This is a genomic window from Streptomyces scabichelini, from assembly GCF_011045015.1.
Taxonomy (GTDB): domain Bacteria; phylum Actinomycetota; class Actinomycetes; order Streptomycetales; family Streptomycetaceae; genus Streptomyces; species Streptomyces scabichelini.
The window spans coordinates 1-12,832 of sequence record NZ_JAAKZY010000103.1 but is presented as its reverse complement, the minus strand read 5'-3'; the positions used below and the strand labels follow the sequence as shown (position 1 = coordinate 12,832).

The window sequence follows — 12,832 nt, the reverse complement described above, 5'->3', positions numbered from 1 at the left end:
GGGAGAACTGATGACGACTGTTGGAATCGAAGCGATGAACATCTTCGCCGGTACCTGCTACCTCGACGTGGAGAAGCTGGCGATCCATCGAGGGCTCGACACCGCGAGGTTCGACAACCTCCTCATGAAGGAAAAGTCCGTCGCGCTGCCCTATGAGGATCCGGTGACGTTCGGTGTCAACGCTGCCAAACCCCTCATCGACGCCATGTCGCCCGAGGAGCGGGATTCCATCGAGCTGGTCATCACCGCGACCGAGTCGGCCTTCGACTTCGGCAAGTCCATGAGCACGTACTTCCACGACCTGCTCGGGTTGAACCGGAACTGCCGCCTCTTCGAGATCAAGAACGCGTGCTACTCGGGTGTCGCGGCGCTGCAGACAGCGGCGAACTTCATCCTGGCGGGCACCTCACCGGGCGCGAAGGCGCTGGTCATCGCCACCGACATCACGCGCTTCATGGTCGCGGAGAGCGGCGACGCGCTCTCCGAGGACTGGTCCTTCGCCGAGCCGAGTGGCGGCGCCGGCGCCGTGGCGATGATCGTCAGCGACACCCCGCACGTCTTTCAGATCGATGTCGGCGCGAGCGGCTACTACGGCTACGAGGTGATGGACACCTGCCGTCCCCTGCCCGACAGCGAAGCGGGCAACGCGGACCTGTCCCTGCTGTCCTACCTGGACTGCTGCGAGAACTCCTTCCGCGAGTACCAACGGCGGGTCGGCGACGTGGACTTCGTCTCGACCTTCGGCTACCTCGCCTTCCACACGCCCTTCGGCGGAATGATCAAGGGCGCGCACCGCAATCTGATGCGCAAGGTCGCCAAGGCGCGCCCGGCGGCCATCGAGGAGGACTTCCAGCGGCGCATGCACCCCGGCCTGACGTACTGCCAGCGCGTCGGCAACGTCATGGGGGCGACCACGATGCTGTCGCTGGCCAGCACCATCGACAACGCGGACCTCTCCAGCCCCCAGCGCATAGGCGTCTTCTCGTACGGCTCCGGCTGTTGCTCCGAGTTCTTCAGCGGCGTGTCCCGCCAGGAGAGCCAGGACCGCACACGCGATCTCGGCATGGAGAAGCACCTCAGCAGCCGGTACGAGCTGACGATGCCGGAGTACGACTCGCTGCTGCAGGCCAATCACGCGGTGAAGTTCGGTACCCGTAACGCCCTGCTGAACACCGATATCGTCCCGCAGGCCCGGACCGGGCTCGGCCAGGAACTCCTGTTCCTGAAGCAGATCGACGAGTTCCACCGGGAGTACCAGTGGGTGTCCTGAGCCCGTCGGGATACGAGACCGTCAAGGTCCGCTTCGAGAAGGAGATCTGCTTCCTGCAGCTGCACCGGCCGGAGGCGGGCAACACCATCAACTCCCGCCTGGTCGAGGAGTGCGCCGACGTGGTGCGCTTCGCCGAGGAGCATGCCAAGATCCTCGTCCTTGAGGGCCTGCCCGACGTGTTCTGCTGGGGCGCCGACTTCGGGGAGATCGCGGCGGGGGACGGGGACGGCCCGCCTGAGGGATCGCCCGCGACCGACCTGTACGACCTGTGGCTCTCGCTGGCTTTCGGGTCGTTCGTCTCCGTGGCGCATGTGCGCGGCAAGGTCAACGCCGGGGGAGTGGGGTTCGTGGCCGCATGCGACATCGTGCTGTGCGCGGACACCGTGACGTTCAGCCTGTCCGAGTTGCTCTTCGGACTGATGCCGGCCTGTGTCCTGCCCTTCCTGTCCAGGAAGGTCGGCCTGGCCAAGTCCAACTTCATCACGCTGACGACCCAGCCGTTCACCGCCGAACAGGCCGTGAACTGGCAACTCGTCGACGCCAGCGCGGACAACAGCGAAAACCTGCTGCGCCGGCACCTCCTGCGGCTGCGCTATCTGCCCAAGACGGGAGTGACCCGCTACAAGAAATACCTGCGCAATCTCGATGACATTCTGCTCCCCTCCCGGGACAAGGCCGTCGCGGCCAACCAGGAGGTGTTCTCCGACAAGGAGAACCTGCTCAAGATCGAACGCTACGTGAAAACAGGGCAGTTCCCCTGGGAAGGAGAGTAGGAATGCAGAGCCCGCCCGTGGAATATCGGGAGATCACCCCCTCCATCGTCCAGATCACGATGCAGGACCAGGTGCACAAGAACACCTTCTCCGATCAGCTCATCACCGGCCTGCAGGATGCCTTCGCGAGGGTCGGGGAGAACGACCGGTGCAAGGCGGTCGTGCTCACCGGCTACGGCAACTACTTCGCCAGCGGCGGTACCAAGGAGAGCCTGCTGCTGATCCAGGAGCGGCGCATCAGCTTCACCGACGCCGACATCTACGGTCTGGCGCTGAACTGCCCCGTACCCGTCATCGCCGCGATGCAGGGCCACGGCATCGGCGGCGGCTTCGCCATGGGGATGTTCGCCGACTTCGTGATTCTCAGTCAGGAGAGCATCTACACCACGAACTTCATGAAGTACGGGTTCACTCCCGGCATGGGCGCGACCCTGGTCCTGCCCAAGAAGCTCGGCTTCAGCCTGGGCGGGGAGATGCTGCTCTCGGCGAACACCTATTACGGCCACGAGCTGAAGGACCGGGGAGTCCCCTTCCCGGTCCTGCCACGCGCCGAAGTTCTGCAGCACGCTATCGAACTGGCCGAGAGCCTTGCCGAGAAACCCAGGATCTCCCTGGTCACGCTCAAGAGTCATCTCGTGTCCGAACTCCGCGCCGAACTCCCGCGCTACATCGAGCGCGAGGTGGCCATGCACGAGAAGACCTTCCACCAGCCCGAGGTCCGGGCCCTCATCACGTCCCACTACACAGGAGGCTGACCACATGTCCGACCGCCACGTACTCGATCTGATCGTGGAGCACACCCGCGAAGTGATCCCCGAACTGGAAGACCACCGTTTCGAACCCTCCAACTCGCTGCGCGACCTGGGAGCCAACTCCATCGACCGGGCAGAGATCATCGTCATGACCCTGGAGTCACTGTCGGCGAGCATTCCCTTGGTCGAACTGGCGGATGCGAAGAACATAGGCGAGCTGGCGGGTCTCATCCATGGCAAGTCCGCACTCTGACGGCCGCGACGTCGTCGTCACGGGCCTGGGCGTCACCACCGCGGTGGGCCAGGGCAAGGACGACTTCGTCGCAGCGCTTCTCGACGGCCGCCATGCCTTTGGGTACCTGGAGCGTCCGGGCCGACGGCCTCCGGGCTCCTCGGCCGACGGAACGGCACCCTTCCTGGGCGCTGAGATGGGGGAGCTGAGCTTGCCCGGGAGCATCGCCGCGCGCACCGTGCGCACGGCGTCGCTCTCGGCCAAGGCGGCCCTGACCACGCTGCACGAGGCATGGCACGAGGCCGGGCTCGACGAGGCCGATCCTTCCCGCATCGGGCTTGTGGTCGGCGGATCCAACGTGCAGCAGCGCGAGTTGACCCTGCTGCACGCCCGCTACGCGGACCGCCCCGAGTTCCTGCGCCCGACGTACGGCATGGGCTTCATGGACTCGGACCTGTGCGGGTTCTGCACCGAGCAGTTCCCGATCCGGGGGTTCGCCCATACGCTCGGCGGCGCTTCGGCCAGCGGTCTGCTCGCGGTGCTCCAGGCCGTGCGGGCGGTGCAGTCCGGCGAGGTCGACGTCTGCATCGCCCTGGGCGCGCTCATGGACCTGTCGTACTGGGAATGCCTCGCGTTCCAGGCCATGGGTGCCATGGGCTCCGCCCGCTGGGCCGACGCCCCCGCCGCGGCCTGCCGCCCCTTCGACCGGAACCATGACGGCTTCATCTTCGGCGAGGCCTGCGCCGCGGTGGTCGTCGAGCGGGCGGACGGGCGCCCGCATCCGGCGCCGTACGCGCGCTTCCGCGGCGGCGGCAGGGCGCTGGACGGCACCCGCAATCCCCACCCCTCGGTGGAGGGAGAGGTGGCCGTCATCCAGGCGGCGCTACGGGAAGCCGGCCTGTCCCCGTCAGCCATCGACTACGTCAACCCGCACGGCACCGGATCGCCCACCGGGGACGCGGTCGAACTGCAGGCGCTCGCGCGCTGCGGGCTCAACCACGCCCGTATCAACGCGACCAAGTCGATCACCGGGCACGGGCTCACCGCTGCGGGGGCGGTGGAGATCGTGGCCACGCTCCTGCAGATGAGGGAGCGGAAGCTGCATCCCACCCGCAACCTGGTCGATCCGCTGGACGAGGCGTTCCCATGGGTGCGCGAGAAGGCGGAGGACTGCGCAGTCCGGACGGCTGTGAGTCTCAGCATGGGCTTCGGCGGAGTCAGCGCGGCGATCTGCCTTGAGAAGTGCTGATGGCGACGGCACCCCTGTCCCACGACCGAGGCCTCGCGAAAGGAGCGGCGATGACGAGACCGACCGTGTTCATGTACTCGGGGCAGGGCTCCCAGTACTTCCACATGACCCGCGAACTCTACGAACAGCACCCGCGCTACCGGCTCTGGCTGGAGCACTGCGACGACATCGCCTTCCCCGTTCTCGGCAGGTCGGTGGTGGACACGATATTCGACCAGGACCGCACGAAGAGCGATCCGTTCGACTCGCTGGCGGACTCCAACGCGGCGCTGCTGTGCGTGGAGTACAGCCTCACGCGGGTCGTGCAGGAGATGGGATACCGGCCTGACGTCCTGGTGGGCTACAGCCTGGGCGAGATCACCGCGGCCGTGGTCGCGGAGGTGCTTTCGCTGGAGCTCGGGATCTCCTTCGCCGTGGAATTCGCCCGGGCGCTGGCGGACCGGACACCGCTGTCCGGGATGCTAGCGGTCCTCGGTACGGAAGAACTCCTGCGCAGCCATGTCGGGTTGTTCGCCGACTGCTGGGTCACCGGACGCAACTTCGACGGCAACTTCGTGGTCAGCGGTCGGGTCGAGGCGGTGGATCGGCTCGAACGCTCCCTGGGGCAGGAGGGAATCGTCTGCCAGCGGCTCCCGGTCAACCACGGCGTGCACACCGAACTCATCGACCCGGTCGAGGAACAGGTGCGCGGCATCCTCGGCACCGTGACCTTCGCTCCGCCGAAGATCCCGATCGTCTCGTCCGCCTCGACGGACCGGGTCGCCGACGTGACGGCCGACGGCATCTGGGCCGCCATGAGAAGTCCGGTGGATTTCGCGCAGACCATCGAGAAGCTGTCCGCCGCCGGCGACGCGACCTTCATCGACCTCGGGCCCAGCGCGACACTCGCAACGTTCGTGAAATACATCCTGCCGCCGGGCAGCGGCTCTGTGCAGGCGCACACCATCAATCGTTTCGGACAGGACCTGAAATCGCTCCGCGAGTTTCAGGAGCAAACAGCTTCCATACGTGGCTGAGGACGAGTACGGGATCCAGGAAGGACATCCGGTCATGTCGACATCGAGCGAGATCAGAATCTATCGGGACGCCACGGCGATCATCACGGGCGCCGCGTCGGGAATCGGCCGTGCGCTGGCCGAGGAGCTTGTGGCCCGAGGCTGTGAGGTCGTGCTGGCCGACCTCCAGATCGAGCAGGCCGAGGAGGTGGCCGCCGCTCTTCGGGAGGCCGGCGGGAAGGCGACCGCCGCCTGGCTCGACGTCACCGACCATGCGAAGTTCGAACAGCTCGTCAAGGACACCGCCGCGCGGACCGGACGTCTGGACTACCTGTTCAACAACGCCGGCATCACCCACGGCATGGGTGCGGGCGCCCGGCACTATCGCATCGAGGACTGGCGCCGCATGATCGACGTCAACGTCGTCGGTGTCGTCAACGGCGTTCAGGCCGCGTACAACCTCATGATCGACCAGGGCTTCGGCCACATCGTGAACACCGCCTCCCTGGCGGGTCTGGTCCCGAGTGCGGGGACGACCTCGTACGTCACCACCAAGCACGCCGTGGTCGGCCTCTCGCACAATCTGCGTATCGAGGCGGCCCAGCTCGGAGTGCGTGTGAGCGTGCTGTGCCCGGGCGTCATCCGGACCCCCCTCATCGAGGGCGGCGTGTACGGCCGCAGCGTCGCGGGAGTGACCCGTGAGATGACACGGGACATGTGGGAGGAGCAGAAGCCGATCTCACCGGAGGAATTCGTCAAGAAGTCGCTCGACGCGGTCGCCCGGAACAAGGGAATCATCGTGGTTCCCGCGGTCTGGAAGCTGTTCTGGTGGCTCTTCAGACTGTCGCCGTCGCTCTGCCTGAATATTGCGACGAAGAAATTCCGGGACCTCGGGAGGAGTGAGACTTCCGGCCGCTGACATCGGAGCCTGCCGTACACCGGATCCAAAGACCTCTGCCAACCGTACGAACAGGGAGTGCCGATATGATCAGTGTGTCCACGAGTGTTTCCACGGCAGCCGTGCCCCCGTCCGGGATCATGGGCTGTTTCTACTCGACGGCATGGGTCGAGGCCGAGGGGGCCTCAGGGGTTTCGCTGCCGGGTCCCCATCTGCTGCTGTCCGCTTCGGACGTCGACGTCGATCTGCCGGGCGGGTGGGTCAACCGCGTGGTCCGCGCCTCGGATTCGCTCGGCGATGTGCTCCTCGAGCGGGCCTGGGGCTGCGTCGTGGTTCTGAGCGACGGACGAGAGGCTGATGTGGCAGCGGGGCTGCGCGTTCTGCAGGCCTGTTCGGAGGGCGTGCTGTCGCCGCCGCGCAGGGTCGTGTTCCTGCCGGCGCCGGGTGCGGTCGACGACGCCGGGTTATGGGGGCTCGGCCGGACCGCCCGGTGGGAGCGGTCCGACCTGTCGGTTCACTGCATCGAGGCATCGAGGGAGCAGCTTTCACGAGCGTTGACCCTGAGTCGGAGCGACCGTCTGGAGGAGGACTACCGGTTCACCGGGTCCGGCGTTCTCCAGGTGCCGCGCCTGCGGCGGCACACCGTCGGCGACGATGGCTTCACCGCCCGTCCGGATGCGACGTATGTGGTGAGCGGGGGTTCGGGTGCTCTGGGTCTGGTGGCGGCCGAGTTCCTGGTGGACCGGGGGGCGCGGCATGTGGTGCTGCTGTCCCGGTCGGCGCGCGTGGGATCTCCTGTGCCGCCCGAGGTCGCGGAGCTGCGTCGATCGGCGCGGGTCGAGTCTGTGACGTGTGATGTGAGCGACCCGCGGAGTGTTCGCCAGGCGCGGGACGCCATGACGACGGCCGGTATGCCGGCGGTGGCGGGAGTGATCCACGCCGCAGGTGTCCTGGCCGACGGGGTGCTGGCGAACCAGTCGGAGCAGAAGCTGAGGCAGGCCTACGGGGCCAAGGTCGAGGGCGCGAAGAATCTTCGGAGCGTGTTCGCTCCACCGGACTTCCTGGTGTTGTTCTCCTCGGCCGCCTCGATCTTCGGGGCCGTCGGTCAGGCGAGCTATGCCGCGGCGAACGCCACGCTGGACGCGTTGGCCGAGTCGTGGTCGCTGTCGGGTGAGTCCGTTCTCTCGATCCAGTGGGGCGCGTGGTCCGATGCCGGCATCGCGGTGCGTCATGGAGCGGTCGAACGTGCGAGGAGCGCGGGGTTCGGAGCGATCGGCAACGATCTCGGGGTGACGGCGCTGAACCGGCTGCTCGCCGGGAACGAGCGGGGCGCGGTCTGCGTCTCCCCGGTGGATTGGGGCACGCTGTCGCTGAGGAACCGTTTCGTTTCACGCTTCACCCCCCGGCAGGCGGTCGATGCGCCGGTGTCGCCACCGCTGCAGGGCAGCGTGGAGCAGGTCGTTCGCACGGCGGCCCGGGAGGCCGTGGGACGACAGGTCGAGGACAACGCCACGCTGTCGGAATCCGGTCTGGACTCGTTGGGCAGCGTGCTGCTGCGCAACAGGATCGCGTCCGACCTGGAAGTCGTGCTGCCGACGGAATACGCCGTTGAGTCGGCAGATGTTCGCTCCCTGGTGGGATACGTTTTCGAACAGATGCGGAAACGGTCGAGCGAGCGTGTCCCGGCTCGGCGGGAACCCGTGCGGCAGACGCCTGTGCAGCAGAAGCCCGCGCACCGTACTCCTGGCGCTACGCGGGAGCCCGCCCCGCCGCGTCTGCCGGTTCTGGTCATAGGGGCGGGCCTGGGCGGTATCGGCTTCGCTCGACGACTCGAGAAAATGGGCGTCGCGGCGATAGTGATGGAGAAGCGGGACCGGGCCGGCGGTGTGTGGAGCACATTGGCCAACAAGGAGTCCCGAGTTCAGATCGATTCCCCCGCATACAGTTTCGACAGTGCGTTGCCCACGGTGCCCGACGACCATCGATGGCGATCGGTGTTCCCGGACAGGGACGAGGTCCTGCAGCAGGCGAACGCCGTGTCGTCCGAGCTGAAGGAGCCGATTCGCTTCAACTGCGAAGTGGTCTCCGTCAGGAAGGTGCGGGAGCAGGAATACGAGGCCGTGTACCTGCAGGGAGGCGTCACCAAGTCCGTCCGCGTTTCCGGTGTGGCGGCCCTCACGGGCGGGCTCCACCGGCCCGCGCGGCAGCGTTTTCGTGATGAGCACGTCTTCACGGGGCATATCGGGCTGGGGGTCGCCGACGACACACCGCCGGAGAAGTTCACCGGCGCGTCGGTCGTGATCGTCGGACACGGCGCTTTCGCCCTGGAGAACATGCGAACGGCCCTTGAGAACGGTGCGCGCCATGTGACGATCGTCTGTCGGCGACGCAACCTGGTCGTGTCCACCCTCTGCAACTGGGTGATCAATTCGAGCGAGGGAGCGACACCGCTCAACGACGTCGTCGACATCATGCGGCCGTTCTACGAGCTCTGCGGCGTGGACATGGAGTCCCTTCCTTCGCTCTCCCGGGACGCGGACGGAAGTTTCGTCCTGGACCAGTCGACGGTCCCGGCTGCCTCGGACGTCTATTTCCTGGCACAGGCGCTCGGCAAGGTGACCGTCGTGGAGAGCGAGATCGATCATCTGTCGGCCCGCTCGGTCGTCACCGAGAGCGGGCAGGAGGTGAAGGCCGATGTGCTGGTCAAATGCCTGGGATCGACCACGGACCGGACCATCCTGTCGAGGATCTTCGGTGAGGACCGCGAGGTGGAAGGGCTCTGGATCGACGGGGACCCCAACCTGTTCGCCTACAACGACGGTGCACAGATCCCCCGCAAAGCGAAATCCCTGCTCTGCTCCAGCTACGTGTTCTTCCTGCAGGCATTCGCCGAAGTGTATGTGCACTTCCGTGACAACCCCGCGGAACTGCAAACGCTGTTCGCCAGAATCGCTGTCGAGGATTCGAGCAGGTCGTCCTCCGAGCGGCTGCTCGTCGAATTGTGGGATTTCATCGAGCGCGCGAAGAGGAACGTCGCCTCGCGCACCGCGGAGCTCTGCCCGTTCGACGGCTTTCAGAGGGAGCGGGAAGCCGAGTGGCAGGCGTACTCCGCGCTGATGGGCGAGACGGCGACCGAGGGGGAGGGGCTTTGGAGCATGATGCTCCCCACCATGTCGCTGCTGCACCGGCGGGATCCCACGTCTCCCGTGGAGCGACGTGTCAGGCACGACGACTTCGGCTCGGTGAGCATCTATGCGCCGCGTCGCCACAGGGTGCTGTTCCTGCCGGGCCGGGGAACCGACGGGCGCCTCGCCCGAGCCATGCTGAAGAAGGCCGGTTGGACCAGGCGCGAAGACCTCGAGTACGTCATTCCCGACGCGCCTTACACGATGCCGGCGTTCGCCAGTGCGGAGCAACTCGAGATCCGGGGCCTGGACTCCCTGGCCGAGGAGGGGCTCTACGACGTCACGGGAACCTACCGGGAGTGGAAGGCGGGTTTTCCGGAGTTGTGGAACCGCTACCACGGAACTCCTGCCGACATGGATGACGCTGATCCCGGGACGGCTTTGGACTCGGTCCTCCGGTACCTCCGATCGGTCGCGGAGGCGCATGGACCGTTCACCGGTGTCGCCGGATTCGGTGAAGGCGCTGCGACAGTCTCTGCGGCCCTCCACCGTCAGGCTCTGGGGATCGATGTGGGGCTGGGCGACGTACGGTTCTTCATCGCGATGTCCGCGTGGCGGTCACCCGCCCACGAGCGGGCCGGGGTTTTCGAGAAGACCCGGCCGATCGATGTTCCCGTCCTGCAGACTCTGGGTGAGAGAGAGATGGACGTGTTCCAGGCTGCTGCTCCGGTCTTCGGCCGGGACTTCCGCAGGGTATTCGAACACAGGCACCTGGGAAAGCACGCCTACCCTTCCCTCACGCGCAGTCTCGATCAAAAGCTCAATCGCCTGCTTCACGCCGCATTCAGTACTCGAGCAGCAGATCGTGATCTTCATGTTTGAGCTGTGGCTGTCGGCGGTGATGGCTGGTCTCTGATCGTGCTTGGTGGCGGCGTCGCCGGTCGGTGCAGCCGAGCCGGTGGGCGAGGTCGTTCCGTGGCCGGACGGTGATGGCGAGGAACAGTTGCTGGCTCTCGTTGCAGCTCAGCGGGGCCAGGTCGTCCGGCTCAGCGCGACGTGTGTGCTCGTCTGCGGGCACTGCGGCAAGGAAGGCGTGGGCGAACATGGCGAGGGTGACCCAGCGGCTCCAGGATGGGTAGCGGCGGACCTGGTGTTCATCGAGTCCGGCCAGGCCTTTCGTGGCCTGGAAGGCCTCCTCTACCCGCCACCTGAAGCCGACCGTCCTGAAAAGGGTATGCAACGGGACTGCCGTGGTGGAATGGCCCCGGTCGTAGGCGAGTTCGCCGATGGTGCGGACAACTGATCAGCGGACCGCCCCTCGACGAGCGTCTTGGCAGCGCGCCGGGGCCTGACCCTGACCTGTTCATCTCCAGACGCCTGAGGTCTCGGGCGAGGACTGCTGCGTTGGCGATGATGAAGGCGTCCTCGAAGCTGCGTGCACAGACGCCTGCCTGCTTTTCCGGGACCTGGTAGGCCACCGGCACGTGACCGTACTCCTTCTCGTCCGTGCCGACGTCGAGAAGCTTCACGGTGCTGGATTGACCCGGAAGTCAGTTCTTCAGTGTGAAGTTCGAGGTGACCGCCTGCGCGGTGCTCGGCGGGCAGGCCTTCTGATCTGTGGGGCTGATGGAGTCGATGTCGGTGACGACCAAGGTCTTCACGTTGAGGAAATCGAGCAGTTCACGGAACCGGACCGCGTAGGCGTCACCGACCTCGATGACCGATACGTACTGGAGAAGGAGACCTTCGGCGCACCGACGGACCATCTCCGGCAGCAGCAGTCGTTCAGCCGTGCCCTCGATAAGGATCACCTTGTCGGCGAAGAACATGTCGCAACGGTGCAGGACCATGTACTGGCGTAGGAACCGCAGCGTCTCGTCACCTTGAGGAGTGGCCTTGACCTTCGCCTGGAAGGTGGAGAGGTCCTTGACCTTGCCGTCCGGCTCGGAGCGGTCGAAGTACCGCACCGTGTGAAACCCGCCGCTCGCGACGATGTGCGAAGAGTGCGTGATGATGACCACCTGCACCTTCCACGGGGCCCTGCGCTTGATGAAGTCCTGAATGTTCTTGATTAAGACCTCCTGTATCTGGGGATGCAGGTGGGCCTCCGGCTCTTCGATGAACAACACCTGGAGTGCCGGCTTCTGAGCAGCACGCTCGTACGCCTGGTGAAAACTGACCTCCATGAGAGACACGATGCGAGGTTTCTCGACGAGCCTGGGGCCTCCGGAGGAGCAGCTGTTTCTATAACCGGGCTGTCGCTGGAACTCCGAAGTGAGGTTCTTGAGCGGGCAGTTGGTCCGGCTGCTCGGTCATGGTGCTTCCGCTCGGGACTGGGTGAAGTTGGGCGGGTAGCCCTTGGCGCGGAGCCAGGTGTCCAGAGCCATAGCCACGATGTCCCCGTGCGGTAGGGAGGTGTCGGCGTGAAAACGGCGGATCCGGCGCTGGAGCTCCAGGGCCTCGGGAACGGCGTAGTTGAGTTGTCCGCGTTTGGTGTGCCGGTTGCTGATGACCTCCAGAGTGTCCAGGTGTGGCGTAAGAGCGTCGTCGGTTCGCTGGGGCTCAGCGTCGAGCGTGTCGGCGATTTCCCGCAGCCGGTGGGCGTAGAGGGAGTGATCAGGCACGCGAGCTGCTCCGGTTGGTCGGCTAGGCGGATAGCTAGCCGCCTGACGGGCTATTGGAATAGTCGGTGGGAAGGGGCGGTCGGACCCCGATGTGGGGGCAGCCGCCCCGAGCGTTTCGGCCGGGTTCAGAAGCGGCGGGCGGTGAGCCACTCGTCTAGCGCGACCGAGACGATGTCGCCGATGGGCAGGTGGTCGAGCTCGTTGTCCAGTGCGAAGCGCTTGATCCGCTTCTTCAGCTTCAGCGCGGCGGGAACCGACGAGTCGAGACTCTCGCGCGCGATGATCCGCTGGTTGAGAACGACGGCCGTCTCGGGAATGTCCTTGGGACGGCCGGGACCGTGAGCCCACGGTGTCCCCTCGCTGGGCGCTGCCTGCGATCGCGCGTCCTGTTCGTGGTGAGCCCCTGGAACATCGGTCCTGACCGGGAACGCTGTACCGCCTGCGGCTGGCGGAGCTGCCGGGCGAATTGCCACCTCGGCGGCCGGGGGTACATCAGAAACCGCGGACGGGACCTGGGACGGCCCATGCTGCGAAACAGATTCGGCCGGCTGCGTGGACTGGACCGCCGGATCTGCAGGCTCAGCAGCCGGGACCACCGGCTGCAGCTGCCGCTCCACCGGCTCCTCAGCGGCCCCCGTCTCCGCCTTGGGGGCGACGACGGCCGCGCGAGCCGGCTGACTGGCGACCGACTCCTGCACCGGACCGCTCGGCGCGACCCCAAGGGTCGGCTGGGCGGAAGTCTGTGCCACTTCGGGCACTGTCTCGGTTCGGCCCTGCGCCGATGTCTCGGCGGGAACGGCCGACGGAGCGGGCTGAACCTGCGGCTTGCCCGCAGCGGGGCGGTCTTCGCCCTGGGCGGCGGCCTGTTCGGCGGCGTACTGCTCGGGGGTGAGCTCGGCGGCCGGGGGAGGGGG

10 protein-coding genes and 2 pseudogenes are annotated in these 12,832 nt (G+C 66.4%); 8 read left to right on the top strand and 4 right to left on the bottom strand.

Translation table 11 applies throughout. The annotated features are described in order from the left end of the window. The first annotated feature begins 10 nt into the window (after positions 1-10). From G5C60_RS28340 to G5C60_RS28305, 8 genes are all read left to right on the top strand, one after another. A complete protein-coding gene (locus G5C60_RS28340) occupies positions 11-1,270 on the top strand; it encodes a hydroxymethylglutaryl-CoA synthase family protein (protein WP_165263769.1) in 1,260 nt (419 codons plus the stop codon). Beyond that, positions 1,258-2,043 carry an enoyl-CoA hydratase/isomerase gene (locus G5C60_RS28335; protein WP_165263768.1) on the top strand — a complete coding sequence of 262 codons (786 nt, stop codon included), beginning with the start codon at positions 1,258-1,260 and terminating at the stop codon, positions 2,041-2,043. The genes G5C60_RS28340 and G5C60_RS28335 overlap by 13 nt, the downstream gene beginning before the upstream one ends. A 2-nt stretch (positions 2,044-2,045) precedes the next feature. Beyond that, positions 2,046-2,798, top strand: coding sequence for a polyketide synthase (locus G5C60_RS28330; protein WP_165263767.1), 753 nt, complete (start codon positions 2,046-2,048; stop codon positions 2,796-2,798). Between the two features lie 4 nt (positions 2,799-2,802). Further along, a complete protein-coding gene (locus G5C60_RS28325) occupies positions 2,803-3,048 on the top strand; it encodes an acyl carrier protein (RefSeq protein WP_165263766.1) in 246 nt (81 codons plus the stop codon). Then, positions 3,029-4,276, top strand: a complete 1,248-nt coding sequence (locus G5C60_RS28320) for a beta-ketoacyl synthase N-terminal-like domain-containing protein (protein WP_165263765.1) — start codon at positions 3,029-3,031, stop codon at positions 4,274-4,276. Before G5C60_RS28325 ends, G5C60_RS28320 begins: the two co-directional genes overlap by 20 nt. 50 nt (positions 4,277-4,326) lie before the next feature. Then, positions 4,327-5,292 (top strand): acyltransferase domain-containing protein, encoded by a 966-nt coding sequence (locus G5C60_RS28315; protein ID WP_165263764.1) that lies wholly within the window; start codon positions 4,327-4,329, stop codon positions 5,290-5,292. Continuing rightward, positions 5,285-6,190 carry an SDR family NAD(P)-dependent oxidoreductase gene (locus G5C60_RS28310; RefSeq protein WP_338145955.1) on the top strand — a complete coding sequence of 302 codons (906 nt, stop codon included), beginning with the start codon at positions 5,285-5,287 and terminating at the stop codon, positions 6,188-6,190. The genes G5C60_RS28315 and G5C60_RS28310 overlap by 8 nt, the downstream gene beginning before the upstream one ends. A gap of 65 nt (positions 6,191-6,255) precedes the next feature. Continuing rightward, positions 6,256-10,176, top strand: coding sequence for an SDR family NAD(P)-dependent oxidoreductase (locus tag G5C60_RS28305; RefSeq protein ID WP_165263763.1), 3,921 nt, complete (start codon positions 6,256-6,258; stop codon positions 10,174-10,176). On the opposite strand, the pseudogene G5C60_RS28300 reads toward G5C60_RS28305, so the two are convergent. The 4 genes and pseudogenes from G5C60_RS28300 to G5C60_RS28285 all read right to left on the bottom strand — a co-directional run. After that, positions 10,139-10,588 (bottom strand): annotated as a pseudogene (locus tag G5C60_RS28300) (IS701 family transposase); the annotation flags it as partial. The gene G5C60_RS28305 and the pseudogene G5C60_RS28300 sit on opposite strands and share 38 nt — an antisense overlap. 256 nt (positions 10,589-10,844) lie before the next feature. Next, the gene (locus tag G5C60_RS28295) at positions 10,845-11,480 is read right to left on the bottom strand and encodes an ATP-dependent nuclease (RefSeq protein WP_241267133.1); all 636 of its coding nucleotides are present in this window, start codon (positions 11,478-11,480) and stop codon (positions 10,845-10,847) included. Positions 11,481-11,606: 126 nt separating this feature from the next. Then, complete coding sequence (locus tag G5C60_RS28290) at positions 11,607-11,918, bottom strand: hypothetical protein (RefSeq protein WP_165263762.1); 312 nt, start codon at positions 11,916-11,918, stop codon at positions 11,607-11,609. Positions 11,919-12,043: 125 nt separating this feature from the next. Then, positions 12,044-12,832 (bottom strand): annotated as a pseudogene (locus tag G5C60_RS28285) (hypothetical protein); the annotation flags it as partial.